The 12,338-nt window shown below is 60.7% G+C and carries 14 protein-coding genes and 4 pseudogenes; 11 read left to right on the top strand and 7 right to left on the bottom strand.

The window, feature by feature from the left end:
• Nucleotides 1-973 (top strand): IS256 family transposase (locus tag EH240_RS35760; protein WP_125007056.1); only part of this gene is annotated, 973 nt, incomplete at its 5' end.
• Nucleotides 974-1,017: 44 nt separating this feature from the next.
• Here EH240_RS35760 and EH240_RS40295 read toward each other — a convergent pair.
• The 3 genes and pseudogenes from EH240_RS40295 to EH240_RS39505 all read right to left on the bottom strand — a co-directional run.
• Entirely contained in the window at nt 1,018-1,281 is a 264-nt protein-coding gene (locus tag EH240_RS40295) for a LuxR C-terminal-related transcriptional regulator (protein ID WP_167484311.1), read from the bottom strand.
• Nucleotides 1,282-1,364: 83 nt separating this feature from the next.
• Nucleotides 1,365-2,036 carry a sugar transferase gene (locus EH240_RS35750; RefSeq protein WP_125007054.1) on the bottom strand — a complete coding sequence of 224 codons (672 nt, stop codon included), beginning with the start codon at nt 2,034-2,036 and terminating at the stop codon, nt 1,365-1,367.
• A 258-nt stretch (nt 2,037-2,294) separates the two neighbouring features.
• Nucleotides 2,295-2,528: pseudogene (locus tag EH240_RS39505) on the bottom strand (integrase core domain-containing protein); the annotation flags it as partial.
• A 233-nt stretch (nt 2,529-2,761) separates the two neighbouring features.
• Between EH240_RS39505 and EH240_RS35740 the strand changes: the two are divergent.
• From EH240_RS35740 to EH240_RS35710, 7 genes and pseudogenes are all read left to right on the top strand, one after another.
• Nucleotides 2,762-3,001: a hypothetical protein gene (locus tag EH240_RS35740; protein ID WP_125007053.1), complete on the top strand. Its 240-nt coding sequence runs from the start codon at nt 2,762-2,764 to the stop codon at nt 2,999-3,001.
• On the top strand, nt 2,998-3,204 hold the full coding sequence (locus tag EH240_RS35735) for a hypothetical protein (RefSeq protein WP_125007052.1): 207 nt from the start codon (nt 2,998-3,000) through the stop codon (nt 3,202-3,204). Before EH240_RS35740 ends, EH240_RS35735 begins: the two co-directional genes overlap by 4 nt.
• Nucleotides 3,205-3,210: 6 nt before the next feature.
• Nucleotides 3,211-3,558 carry a hypothetical protein gene (locus tag EH240_RS35730; RefSeq protein ID WP_125007051.1) on the top strand — a complete coding sequence of 116 codons (348 nt, stop codon included), beginning with the start codon at nt 3,211-3,213 and terminating at the stop codon, nt 3,556-3,558.
• Nucleotides 3,559-3,890: 332 nt separating this feature from the next.
• Nucleotides 3,891-4,775: a carbohydrate ABC transporter permease gene (locus tag EH240_RS35725; protein WP_125007050.1), complete on the top strand. Its 885-nt coding sequence runs from the start codon at nt 3,891-3,893 to the stop codon at nt 4,773-4,775.
• Complete coding sequence (locus EH240_RS35720; RefSeq protein WP_125007049.1) at nt 4,775-5,626, top strand: carbohydrate ABC transporter permease; 852 nt, start codon at nt 4,775-4,777, stop codon at nt 5,624-5,626. Before EH240_RS35725 ends, EH240_RS35720 begins: the two co-directional genes overlap by 1 nt.
• A 67-nt stretch (nt 5,627-5,693) precedes the next feature.
• The gene (locus EH240_RS35715; protein ID WP_125007048.1) at nt 5,694-6,839 is read left to right on the top strand and encodes an ABC transporter ATP-binding protein; all 1,146 of its coding nucleotides are present in this window, start codon (nt 5,694-5,696) and stop codon (nt 6,837-6,839) included.
• Between the two features lie 26 nt (nt 6,840-6,865).
• Nucleotides 6,866-8,290 (top strand): annotated as a pseudogene (locus EH240_RS35710) (beta-galactosidase); the annotation flags it as partial.
• On the opposite strand, the gene EH240_RS39500 reads toward EH240_RS35710, so the two are convergent.
• The 3 genes from EH240_RS39500 to EH240_RS35700 are packed head-to-tail and all read right to left on the bottom strand — an operon-like array spanning nt 8,236 to nt 10,044.
• Nucleotides 8,236-8,811, bottom strand: a complete 576-nt coding sequence (locus tag EH240_RS39500; RefSeq protein WP_245436687.1) for a beta/alpha barrel domain-containing protein — start codon at nt 8,809-8,811, stop codon at nt 8,236-8,238. The pseudogene EH240_RS35710 and the gene EH240_RS39500 overlap by 55 nt on opposite strands.
• On the bottom strand, nt 8,808-9,449 hold the full coding sequence (locus EH240_RS35705; RefSeq protein ID WP_167484309.1) for a GMC family oxidoreductase: 642 nt from the start codon (nt 9,447-9,449) through the stop codon (nt 8,808-8,810). The genes EH240_RS39500 and EH240_RS35705 overlap by 4 nt, the downstream gene beginning before the upstream one ends.
• A gap of 43 nt (nt 9,450-9,492) precedes the next feature.
• Nucleotides 9,493-10,044 carry a GMC family oxidoreductase N-terminal domain-containing protein gene (locus EH240_RS35700; RefSeq protein ID WP_342634127.1) on the bottom strand — a complete coding sequence of 184 codons (552 nt, stop codon included), beginning with the start codon at nt 10,042-10,044 and terminating at the stop codon, nt 9,493-9,495.
• 37 nt (nt 10,045-10,081) lie between these two features.
• Here EH240_RS35700 and EH240_RS35695 point away from each other — a divergent pair, with 37 nt between their 5' ends.
• Complete coding sequence (locus tag EH240_RS35695) at nt 10,082-10,624, top strand: hypothetical protein (protein ID WP_125007045.1); 543 nt, start codon at nt 10,082-10,084, stop codon at nt 10,622-10,624.
• 4 nt (nt 10,625-10,628) lie between these two features.
• A complete protein-coding gene (locus EH240_RS40290; protein ID WP_425374870.1) occupies nt 10,629-10,955 on the top strand; it encodes a hypothetical protein in 327 nt (108 codons plus the stop codon).
• Between the two features lie 259 nt (nt 10,956-11,214).
• Here EH240_RS40290 and EH240_RS35685 read toward each other — a convergent pair.
• Nucleotides 11,215-11,541: pseudogene (locus EH240_RS35685) on the bottom strand (DUF1403 family protein); the annotation flags it as partial.
• A 313-nt stretch (nt 11,542-11,854) separates the two neighbouring features.
• Between EH240_RS35685 and EH240_RS40285 the strand changes: the two are divergent.
• Nucleotides 11,855-12,168 (top strand): annotated as a pseudogene (locus EH240_RS40285) (helix-turn-helix domain-containing protein); the annotation flags it as partial.
• Between the last annotated feature and the right edge of the window lie 170 nt (nt 12,169-12,338).

Below are 12,338 nucleotides of genomic sequence, written 5' to 3'. Positions count from 1 at the left end.
GAAGCTCAGGAAGGGCTCCTATTTCCCCGGTTTCCTCGAACCACGCCGCATGGCCGAGAAGGCGCTGACCGCCGTCATCCAGGAGGCCTACGTCCAGGGTATCTCGACCCGCTCGGTCGACGACCTGGTCAAGGCCATGGGCATGAGCGGCATCTCCAAAAGCCAGGTCAGCCGGCTGTGCGAAGAGATCGACGGCAAGGTCAAAGCGTTCCTTGAAAGACCCATCGAGGGCGACTGGCCATATCTGTGGATCGACGCCACCTACCTGAAGGTGCGTCGCGGCGGCCGCATCGTCTCGGTCGCCGTCATCATCGCCGTCGGCGTCAACGCGGACGGCCGCCGCGAGGTGCTGGGCATGGAGGTCGGCACGTCGGAGGCCGAGCCGATCTGGACCGAGTTCCTGCGCAAGCTGACACGTCGCGGCCTGCGCGGCGTCAAGCTCGTCGTCTCCGATGCCCATGAAGGCCTCAAGGCCGCCGTCACCAAGGTGCTCAGCGCCACATGGCAGCGGTGCCGCGTCCACTTCATGCGCAACGTGCTGGCCCATGCCGGCAAGAGCGGGCGCCGCGTCGTCTCAGCCTTCATCGCCACCGCCTTCGCCCAGGAAACGCCCGAGGCCGCGTCCGTACAATGGCGCGCCGTCGCCGACCAGATCCGGCCGAAGGTGCCGAAGCTGGCGACAATCATGGACGACGCCGAGCCCGACGTGCTTGCCTATATGACTTTCCCCAAGGAGCACCGCGCCAAGCTGCACTCGACCAACCCGATCGAGCGCCTCAACGGCGAGATCAAGCGGCGCACCGAGGTCGTCGGCATCTTCCCAAATGATGACGCCGTCGTCCGCCTGGTTGGCGCGATCCTGCTCGAACAGAACGACGAATGGGCCGTGCAACGTGCCAGATACATGACGCTGGAAACCATCAGCCAAATGAGCGATGATCCTCTCATCAGCCTGCCAGCCGTGGCACGCTGATCAGCCCGGCCTCATGCCGGTGAGCGCGGCGACCAAGCCGTCAGCTACACCACTCCCTGGGACACGATCCGCACGTGGACCTTCACAGTGCTTTCATGCATGTCAAGGGCGAGAGCGATCACTTTGTTAGCCTTGCCCTGCCGGAGTTCCCGCAGCACGTCGCGTTGGAGGGGTGTCAGAGTTCCTGTGATCGAGGCAAGATTGGCGCGCGTTTGCCGGCCCACGTCGCAAGCCGAGTAGAAATTCCGCGGGGCGCTGTCCAAACGTCCAAACAAGCGGAGCCAGCTCTGATTCTCCACAGCTTGCATCAAGACTTGCAACGATTGGGTAGACGGAACGAACCCGCACATCCCAACCTGGAAAGCGCGATGGGGACGGGCCGCGGACCGGCTCAGCAGGCGGAATCTGATTCGAACACCTCACGGACGGTCTGAAGGAAGATCAGGCAATCGACTGGCAAACTGGCGTTCTCGATATACTCCAAATCAATGTCAACACGCCGCTGCATGTCCTGTATTCGCGGGGTGCCCCCGCGCGCGCCGCTGATTTGCGCAAGCCCAGTCAGGCCTGGGCGAACTTCAAATCTCTGCACATAATGTGGAATGCGCGCCATGTAGAATCGGTCATGCTCAACGGCATGTGGCCGCGGGCCGATGAGTGACATCTCACCATGCACCACGTTGAAGAGCTGTGGAAGCTCATCGAGGCTCGTCGCCCGGAGGAGCCGGCCCAATGGGGTGACTCGTGCATCCCCCCGGATCGCTTGCTCGACCGTTCCCGCCCGCGCCTCCGCCCAATACATCGTACGGAACTTGAGGAGCATGAATGGCTTCATGCCTATTCCGCTCCGCCGTTGCCGGAAAAGAATTGGTCCAGGAGATGTTATTGAAATACCGACGGCTATGAGCCCTATCACCGGGATCAGGGCAACCAACAAGAGTACAGCCACCGACGTATCCAGCGAGCGTCTGAACCGGCTGTTCAGATAACTGCGGGATAGATCGCTAATAACCCGCCCAGTAGAATGCTCTAGCGGACCCACGTCGACCCCTACGAACGACATGACTTCATTGCAATAAGAACAACACTCCAGACTAAACACACCGTCTGGTGATTATCACTGCGCCGTAGGCATCCTTTTTACTCAGCATCGCTGAGATAACTAGCGCATCCCATACACCACCGTGCGTCCAGATTGCAACTGCGCCTCCGGAAAGATTTACTCAAATAATTTACAAAATTTGGATTAAAAAGTCTAGCGAAATTAACTCTCGCAACGCGACTGACATTATCCTGCCGATGCGAAAATGAGCCGGACGATGTTGTAGTCGCGGCGCCGTTCTTCAAGTGCGACGCGCGCCTGGGCGAGCGAGGTGAACAGGGTCTCGTTCAGGAACTCGTCGCACGGCCGGCCACTGAAGCTTTACATGAAGGCGTTCTGGATCGGCTCGCCGGGATCGATGTAGTGTCAATCGACGCCGCTGTCCGCCGTCGAGGCCAGAATTGCGTTGCTGGTCAGTTCCGTGCGGTTGTCGCTGCCGACCGCCTTGGGCTTGACCGCAGGAGACGCCGTCCACGGGGCGGATCGATTGCGGCGCTGGGGATGCCCTTGCATGCAATGGTCATGCCTTCGACCCTGAACACTCGGATCGGCTCTCGAAGGCTGCGCGTGCAGCCTACGTAAGCTCCTCCGGTCACTTCACGAAGGATTCGCTGGCTAGCCTCCCGGAACCCGGTCCGGAAGCGACTGCGCGCAGGCAGAAAGCGGCAGCGGATTGGGAACGGTTGGTGGGTACTGATCTGGACAGTCTTGCAACGCCGTCCCTCTTCGGGCATGAAATCAGGAAGAAGAAGGCGATGTCCAAACTGGAGATCGTCAAGGGGATCGGATCGCTCATCTTCCTCGCTGCCCTCGCCGTCGCAGCCTGTTATCGAGTCGCTGATATGAACAGCGCCATCGCCCTGGAAATTGGCGAGCCCGACATCGACAGGTACCCGTTCGAAGCCTGCCTGAGGAGTTTCATATGACACCAGAACAACGCATCGAGCGTCACCAAAAGACAATCGAGTTCATCAAGGAAGATGTCGCTTGGTTGAAAGCATCCGGCTTTTCCATCGGTTCTGGAAAGCGAATCGAGGAGGGTAGCAGTGCGGCCCTTGTCGAACGCCAAGAGGAGAATCTTCGCATGTATGAGGGCTTCATTGCGAAGCTCAAGGAACAGATCGAATAGTCGCCCATGTACGTCTCAATGCTCATCCGCAAGTTCGTCATCGAGGCGATCTACTCCGCCCTGTTTCTGATCGCATTTCATTGGGTGGCCGCCACACCGTTCGAGATGTTCGTGATCTTCGGGCTGTTCACCATCTTCCTGAGGCTTCGCACGGGCAACGATTCCGCCGAGCTTCGGGCGCACAATTTTCTGCTCATGCGCATGATATTCGACGAGAAGGATCTGCTTTCCCGCTCCTCGGACGAACAGAAGGATTCGGTCGGCGGCGAATACAGCGGCCAGATATTCTCCCGCATCATCTCTTGGGTCACCCAGGCATGGATGCTGTTCTGGATCGTGAGGAGCGTCTTTTAGATCGATCGGCTACCCCAATTGTTGACAATCCCACAACCGATTGAATCCAAGTTCCCCAGCCACACCAATTTTTCGCTTATATAATAATAACTTAAGTAACTTTAGAAGCTTCTAAGTGTTATGGCCTAGTAGATGATCCACATGGCAGTCCAGCCTGCCCCTCGCCTCGTTCAATCAATGCGGGTGTGGCGCGACAATTCTGATGAGAAGCCGTATTGCCTCACGTAACGATGTTCCTCGAGATTCGAGCGTTGCCTCATCCATTTTGCTCCCGGACCTGACGGGCCGTCGCCTCTCCCCGGCGGTCCCGTCTCCTTTTTGGGTGAACTCCCATGCCCCGCTTCTGGCGTAAAAATCGTCATTGGTTGACGCCGGCATTGTTCCTGCTGCCGGGCCTCATCCTCTTCAGCCTGGTCATTCTTGCTGCCTCCGTCGAGACGGTCTGGATCTCGCCGCATGATTGGGACGGCATTGGCGCAAAGACCTGGGTCGGCCTTGCCAACTATGTCGAGCTGGCTGATGACCCGCAATTCTACGTCTCGCTCAAGAATAACGTCATCTGGCTGCTGATATTCATGCTGGCACCGCCGGTCGGCCTGGCGCTGGCGCTGATCGTCAACCAGCAGATCAGCGGCATGCGCATTCTGAAGTCGCTGTTCTTCGTCCCGTTGGTGCTGGCGACGGTGACCGTGGGCGTCATTTTCGGCTGGGTCTATGATCCGACCTACGGATTGCTGCAATTGATCTTTGGGCTGTTCGGTGGCACCGCGCCGGCGCTGCTTTCCGATGAGAATTTCGCCACGTTCGCGGTCGTAGCCGCAGCGCTGTGGCCGCAGATCGCCTTCTGCATGGTGCTGTTCCTCGCCGGGCTGAACAACCTCAACGAGGACCTGATCGGCGCCGGACGCGTCGACGGCGCGCGTGGCTGGCGCATGCTGCGCCATGTGGTCCTGCCGCAGCTGTCGCAGGTCGGCTTCATCGCGATCGCCGTGACGGTGTTCGGTGCGCTGCGCTCCTTCGACATGGTGGCGGTCATGACTACCGGCGGTCCTTACGGCTCGTCGACGGTGCTCGCCTACCAGATGTACGAGGAATCGATCTTTTCCTACCGCTTCGGCTATGGCGCGGCGATCGCCACGGTTCTTTTCGCCATCATGGTCAGCTTCATCGCCTGGTATCTGCGCGGCCTGATCAAGGCCGAACGGAGCAACGACTGATGTACCCGCGCCCGATCCCCGAAGACGCGAAAATCCAGCGCGCGCTCTATGTCGGCGGCGTGACCCTGGTTGTCGCGCTGTGGCTGTTGCCGCTCTTTGCCGTCATGCTGACGTCGATCCGTTCCAACGAGGAGCTGATGGCGGGCAACTACTGGGGTTGGCCGCAGAAATTCAGCCTGGTCGAGAACTACACGGCGGTCTTCGAGCAGACAGCGATGCTGCGCTTCTTTCTCAACAGCCTGCTGATCACCATCCCCTCGGTGATCGGCGTGCTGATCCTGTCGACATTGACCGGCTTCGTGCTGTCGCGCTATCCGTTCCGCGGTTCAAATCTCATTTTCGCGCTGTTCGTCGGCGGCAATTTCCTGCCGGCCCAAGTCATGATGATCCCGGTGCGCGACCTGATGGTGAGGCTCGGCCTTTACGATACCGTCTACGCGCTAATCGTCTTCCACATCGCCTTCCAGACCGGCTTTGCGACGCTTTTCATGCGCAACTTCATCGCTGCCTTGCCGGGCGAACTGTTCCAGGCCGCGCGCGCCGAGGGCGCATCGCCAGCCCAGGTGCTGCGGCATGTGGTGGTTCCCCTGGTGCGGCCGGCGCTGGCGGCGCTCGCCATCCTCACCTTCACTTTCATTTGGAACGACTATTTCTGGGCAATCGTGCTCACCCAGAGCGATGCGGTCAAACCGGTCACCGCCGGGTTGAACAATCTGCGCGGCGAATGGACGTCGGCCTGGAACATCGTCTCGGCGGCAACGATCTTCGTCGCCCTGCCCCCGGTCGCCATGTTCTTCCTGATGCAGAAGCACTTCATCAGCGGCCTCACCATGGGGGCAGTCAAGGGATGATCTTCGCATCAGGAATCCAGGCCGGACCACACGGACCCGTCCGGCAAACGCGGAAAGGCGCCTCGCGATGAGCAGCGTGGAATTGCGCAAGGTCGACAAGCATTATGCCGGCTATCACGCCTTGAAGGCGATCGACCTGACGATCGAAAAGGGCGAGTTCGTCGTCATGGTCAGGCCGTCCGGCTGCGGAAAGTCGACCCTGCTGAAGACGATCGCCGGGCTTGAGACCATCAACTCCGGCCGGGTCGTGATCAACGGGCGCGATGTCACCCGGGAGGAGCCCGGCGATCGCGGCATCGCCATGGTGTTCCAGTCCTACGCGCTCTACCCGCACATGACCGTGGCCGAAAACATGGGCTTCGGCTTGCGGATGGCGAAACGTTCAAAGGCCGAGATCGATGCGGCCGTCAAACGTGCCGCGCAGATACTTCGCCAGGAGGAACAGCTGGACAAACGCCCGAAGCAATTGTCGGGCGGGCAGCGCCAGCGCGTCGCCATTGGCCGCGCCATCACCCGCTCGCCGGAGGTGTTCCTGTTCGACGAACCGCTGTCGAACCTCGATGCGGCGCTGCGCACCCAGATGCGGGTGGAGCTGTCCAGCCTTCACGCGCAACTCGGCTCCACCATGGTCTACGTCACCCACGACCAGATCGAAGCCATGACCATGGCGGACCGGATCGTGGTGCTGAACAAAGAACGGGTCGAGCAGGTCGGCTCGCCGCTCGAACTCTACGCGAACCCGGCAAACATCTTCGTCGCAGGCTTTCTTGGCGCGCCGCGCATGAACTTCATCCAGGCGCGGGTGGAAACAATTGGCGCGGCCAGGCTCACGGCGGCAGCGGCGGGAATGCCGGCGCTTGCCTTCTCTGACATCGACGGGACCGGCATTTCGTCGGGAGATGCGGTGACAGTCGGAATCCGACCGGAAAACCTGCACGTGCTCGAACCGGCGAACGCCGGCCAGGCATCGTTCCAGGGTCAGGTGCGGCTGGTCGAACATCTCGGGCGGGAAACGGTCCTCTACCTCGACGCCTCCCCCCTTCAGGCGACCAATTCGGACAGCGGCACAGGCAATTTTACCGTCCAGCTCAACAAGGTATCGCCAATCAGTGTCGGCGCCCGACTGACGGCCGGCTTCGAGATCGCCAACGCCTATCTCTTCGGGCCCGATGGCCGCACCTTAACGTCGCGCAAACCCGTCCCCGCAACCTGACCCTTCAATCCAAGAGTATCATTCGCATGCAGCGCAAGACGCCCGCCCAGCTTTCCGTTTGGCGGCCTCTCAACCTCGACCGCTTCCTGCTGGGAGCACCGCATTATCCCGAACATGTCGACGAAAGCTGCTGGCGGCGCGATGCCGAGCGCATGGCTGCGGCCGGCGTCAACACGGTGCGGATGGGTGAATTCGCCTGGCATATATTCGAACCCTATGAGGGGAAATTCGAATTTGGTCTCTTCGACCGGGCAATCGAGGTTCTCGGCGCCGCCGGTATCGACACGATCATGTGCACGCCGACGGCGACGCCGCCGCGCTGGCTGACAATCAACTATCCGGAGGTGCTGCGCGTCGACGTCAACGGCCGCCCCGCAAGTCATGGCTCGCGCCAGCATGCCGACACCACCAGCCCGGTGTTCCGCGGCCACAGCCGCCGCATCACCCGCGCCATGGCCGACCACTACCGCAACGATCCTCGCGTCATCGGCTGGCAGACCGACAACGAGCTCAACACGACCGTTTCGGAGTCATTCTCACCCGCCACGCGGCTGGAGTTCCAGAAATTCCTGCAGCACAAATACGGCGCGATCGACGCACTGAACTTCGCCTGGGGTGGCCATTTCTGGGCGACGGCCTATGACGATTTCTCGCAGATCGAGCTGCCGCGGCCGCTGATGCCGTCCTATGCGAGCCCCGGCCATGTGCAGGACTACCATCGCTTCCTGGCTATGGCGACGGCGGCTTTTCAGCACGATCAGGTCGAGATCCTGCGCGCCGCCAATCCGGACTGGTTCATCTTCCACAATCTTGGGCAACTCGCCGATATCGATTTTCGAGGGCAGTTCGGTCAGGACCTCCATTTCATCGGCTTCGACATCTACCCGATGCTCTACGATGAAATGCGGCGCACCGGCGGACATGCGGTCACGCAGGCGCTGCATCTCGACATCTGCCGTGCTTACTCCGGCAACTACATATACATAGTGCCGGAGCAGGCCTCGGGTCTAGGCAGCCAGCCTGGCTTTTCAACGATGACGCCGGAACCGGGCGAGATGCGCCGCATGGCGATGACGTCGGTGGCGCGTGGCGCCGACGGCATCATGTTCTTTCGCTGGCGCCCGGCGCATTTCGGTGCCGAAATCTACTGGATGGGCGTCATCGACCACGACGATGTGCCGCGCCGCCGTTATGACGAGGCGAGCCGTTTCTTCCACGAAATCGCCGACATCAAGGACAAGATCCTCGGCACGGTCGTACGCATGGACGTCGGCATTGCAGGCGCCGACTTCGATAATCAGGAAGCGCACAAGACCTATCCTATCGGCCTGCCAAGCCCGCTGGACTGTTATCAGAGGGGCATAGCCTGAGCTTCATCCACCCCGAAGACGATCTGTCACGGCTCAAGGCGCTTTACGTTCCGCATTGGGTGATGTGGAAGGATCAATGGAACGACGCCGTCGAAGCGTTTGTCCGCCGCGCGGCACTGGGCGCCGACGGTTTCCACGAGGGACTTCTGATGCCTGACCACCTGCGGAAACGCATCCGGCCTGAACCAGAGCGACAAGTTCATCCCATCGGCTCCGAGCCTCTTCGCCTTGGCTACGATATCCCGATCAAAAAGGTAGTTTCTGATGCCTTCATGGGTCCGCTCCAGAACGCCTTGTTCGGCCGCGATGATCAATCCCTCACGGTGATCCAACTGCTGGGCCGCCGCGGGATAAGCATATTGCGGATCGACAAGCACAGCGGTTGAGTTGCGGGACCAAACGTCGAGTATCGCGCTTTTCAGGCGGACAACCCTTTCGAAGTCGAAGACGCCGTCGGTCGCGTATCTTGCTACCATCTGCTCCATCGCCGGGCGCTGGCTGACGGCCGTCATCAGGAAGAAACCGTCATCGTCGGAAAGGCGTCTCAGGCCTCTGTACTTTCCAGGGGTCAATTTCATGCTGTGGTCCAGTCCGATGTTCAACGCTGCGTCATTTCCCACCTGGGATGCACCCAATAGTCGGCGGTCTCGGCGCTCGGCAGACTTTTGCCCAGGATCAGGTCCGCCCCGCGCGCTCCCAGCATCATCGCGGTCGCGTTCGTGTTGGCCGAGACAATGGCAGGCAGGACGGAGGCATCGGCCACGCGCAAGCCGGCCACGCCTTTGACGCGCAAGGAATTGTCCACAACCGATGCGGGGTCTCCGTCCGGTCCCATCCTGCATGTGCAACTCGTATGGTAGGCCGTGGAGACTCGTAGGCGTATCCAGTCGGTGAGTTGCGCCGGCTCCACCACCGCCGGCCCGGGATCCAACTCGGATTTGTAAAGGCCTGCGAACGCGCGCGCACGCACGATCTCGCGCGTCATCGCCACGCCCTTGTGGAACGAGGCCACATCATCGTCATGGTCGAGGTAGTTCAGGTGGATCGCGGGCGCGTCGCGAAAATCCCCGGACTTCAATTCCACGCTGCCTCGCGACTTCGCGTTGTGCAAGGTGACGACGATCTGGAAGGATTCGAACGCATACGGCTTGTAATCGTAAGGCGAGAGAGCGAGGGGAAAAAACTCCAGCTTGAAGTCGGGCTTCGAGATGCCGCGGCGCGATCTCAGGTACGCGGCCACCTTCGAAATTGTTGCTTGCGGCGACGCCTGATTTCGACAGGAATCACCGCGCGCCTGCAATGACCTTGCGGATAGGGCGAGTATGCCGATAGAGCCCTACGGCCGTCGAGCAAGCGAAGCGAAGGCTTACCAATGGATGGTCCTGAAGGTTGGCTCCAACGTTAGGGTTGTCGATAAGAGGTTTGACGCCGTGCTGCTTCAACTCGGAGGCAGGGCCGATGCCGGAGAGCTTGAGCAAATGCGGACTCCCCACCGCCCCGGCGCACAGAACCACTTCCCTTCGAGCCCTCAGCGACTTCATGCCTTCGCGCGACGCGACAGTCACCCCGACAGCCCGAAGGCCGTCGAAATCCACGCGGGTCACCTGAGCCGAGGCGAAGATCCGGAGATTTGGGCGCCGGCGAACCTCGTCCGTCAAGAACGCCCTGGCGGAACTGATGCGAGAGCCGCTTTCGATAGTCTGCTCCTCGACCGCGAAGCCCTCCTGCTGACGGCCATTATAGTCGGGTGACATCGGGTATCCCAACTCGCGGCCAGCCGCGATGAATGCGGCTTGGAGGGGGCTGCCGGAGATGTCCGGCCGAGAGACGTTCAGGGGGCCGCCGTGGCCCCTGGACGGGCGAACGCTCGAATTGGCCCGCTGGATCGACGGCCCTTATTCTCCTAAAATGCGGGAACTGGCCTGGCAGGAACGGGCATCGTTGCGCCTGCAGCATTCAAACCGGTCGCTGACTGCCGACGGTACCGTCGATCTGACATCGAAGATCGAGGACCTACTGATTTTGCTGACAGACTGCAATCGAGGTGTGCCGTTCCCCATCCTCCGCCGGACCCGACAGAGCGCTCCGGTCCGGCTTTACTACCCTCGCAATCCGCGCGGGCCGGACCGGGTGAGTTGGCATCAGCGTTTCGCTGCCTTCGGCCAGTGCCGAGAAACATTCGGCGCGGTGCTCGAGACTTGGCTGGCGCTCTACGACCGGTTCGGTCCGGGCGTGCACCTGTACCTCGGCAATCGGCGAGGTCAGGTGATGTACCCGGAGCATCACTTCGCAAGTCTCGTGTGGGGTTTGGAAGCACTGCATCGCACCCCGCACCCGAGACCCATAGAATCTCGCAGCCAAGGTGAAGCGCATTTTAGACGCGATCGAACAGAAAAAGGATCGCGACCGGGCTGAGCGGATGCTGCCGCAGAGTGATGAACCGTCGCTTGCCACCAGGATAGCTCAACTTGTCAGAACCCTGCCCATTGAGTTCGAACCTGGACAGATGAAAAACTTCGCTGAACTCTGCGCAAGGCGCCGCAACGACGTCTCCCACTTCGGCGGCCGACGCGAACCCGGCGACTATGATGCCTTTGTTCTTGACATTCAGCGGTTGAGTTCGGCGTTGGACCTCCTCTATCACGCGTTGCTTCTTCATCTCGCCGGATTGCCGAGCCCGCTCGTTCGGCGCCGGTTCTTCGACGGACACAACGCCTATGCCGCCGTTCGCGTATATGAGCGATGAGACCGCTACCGCTGACGAGGGGAACCAGGCGATTTCCTCGTAACGAGATGTTGAAAAGCGCTGAAAAAGCCCGGCGATCCAATTCGGAGCTCGGCCCACCCTTTGTGCCAAGGCGTTGCCCAAGGAGGGGAAAGTTTCCTTGTCCGCTGGCGCGTGCTTACCAACCGTTAGATGTGAAGTCGCGAGATCGTGCTGTTGCTGACATTGTAGCGATGGGCGACATCCCCCGTTGCCTCCCCAGCTGCCAGCAGGGCCAGTGCCTCCAGCCGCTGCTGTTGTGAAGGATGGCGCCGGCGGGGCCGGGATCGGCGCCGGCCGGGCGAAGGTGCCAGGCATCGCGCAGCGCGGCGGCGTCCTCGGCGCGGCCAGCCAGCCGCATGCCGGCGGCGGCGCATTTCAGCGCCAGCCGCTGCCGCCAAGCGCCGGCCCAGGCGGGCTGCGCCCGGGCAAGTGCGTCGAGCGACGCCAGGGCGGCGCCGGCCTGGAAGGCGGCGTCGGTGTCGCTGAGGGTGCCGGCGGCGAGCGCCCAGGCTGGCACGGTCGGCGGCGCGGCGGGGCTGGCGGTCGCGGGATCGAGACGAATCATGGTTTTGGAGGGTAAAGCGGTCGTGCGCTTTGCGCCATGATTTTCGCGCCAAAACGCACAGCCTGTCGGATTAGCACGACGAATGATAATGTTGCCTTATCGGTCATTTGCCAGTGCCGCATAACAACTTACACGGCTGTTGTATATTTTACGATACAATCACCTGATTACTTAATTTCTATAGGCACTACAAACTGCCATGACTTAATTTGTAGCAACTAGGTTAAAATGTTCGGATCAGGCAAAGTAGGAATGTTGCTCCTGCTTATACCTTGCCAATCTCCTCGCCTTCGACAGCGCGGGAGATTGAAGGTTGGGACTGGTTATGATGAACGAACGAGCTGCGGCGTATCGATGTTCTGTCGAAGGTTGTTGAGCGGCGGATGACAAGTGCAGCGGCGAGCCTGCTGAACGTTTCAGTTCGTCAGGTCCAACGGCGGTTGAAGACGTTCCTCATCGATGGCGCGGCGGCTCTCAGGCAGAAAGCGCGGCCGACGCTTCAACAATCGCATCACCGATGGCGTCCGCGACTTCGCCCTGAAGCTGATCCGCGAACATTACATCGACTTCGGACCGACCTTGGCTCGCGAGAAGCTGCTCGAACGGTACCAACTCGCTGTCAGCAGAGCGAGCTCGGGCTCTCGCCGGTACCACGCAGTCACGTGTCAACCACGCGCGACATGGGGCCCAAGCGATGGGAGCGGCGAGGAAGACGACGAATTCTTTCGTGAACACATGCGTCGCACTGCTGCATCGAGCCGTCCGTGCCAACGGCAGCGGCAAAATGGTTCTTACTG

It is taken from the genome of Mesorhizobium tamadayense, from assembly GCF_003863365.1.
GTDB lineage: Bacteria > Pseudomonadota > Alphaproteobacteria > Rhizobiales > Rhizobiaceae > Mesorhizobium > Mesorhizobium tamadayense.
This window is presented reverse-complemented; position numbering and strand designations above follow the sequence as displayed.

Bases quoted from the DNA above. Each gene is read 5' to 3' on its own strand.
- EH240_RS40295 (WP_167484311.1), bottom strand. From the start codon at position 1,281: ATGCAAGCTGTGGAGAATCAGAGCTGGCTCCGCTTGTTTGGACGTTTG.
- EH240_RS35750 (WP_125007054.1), bottom strand. From the start codon at position 2,036: ATGTCGTTCGTAGGGGTCGACGTGGGTCCGCTAGAGCATTCTACTGGG.
- EH240_RS35735 (WP_125007052.1), top strand. From the start codon at position 2,998: ATGACACCAGAACAACGCATCGAGCGTCACCAAAAGACAATCGAGTTC.
- EH240_RS35730 (WP_125007051.1), top strand. From the start codon at position 3,211: ATGTACGTCTCAATGCTCATCCGCAAGTTCGTCATCGAGGCGATCTAC.
- EH240_RS35725 (WP_125007050.1), top strand. From the start codon at position 3,891: ATGCCCCGCTTCTGGCGTAAAAATCGTCATTGGTTGACGCCGGCATTG.
- EH240_RS35720 (WP_125007049.1), top strand. From the start codon at position 4,775: ATGTACCCGCGCCCGATCCCCGAAGACGCGAAAATCCAGCGCGCGCTC.
- EH240_RS35715 (WP_125007048.1), top strand. From the start codon at position 5,694: ATGAGCAGCGTGGAATTGCGCAAGGTCGACAAGCATTATGCCGGCTAT.
- EH240_RS40290 (WP_425374870.1), top strand. From the start codon at position 10,629: ATGCTGCCGCAGAGTGATGAACCGTCGCTTGCCACCAGGATAGCTCAA.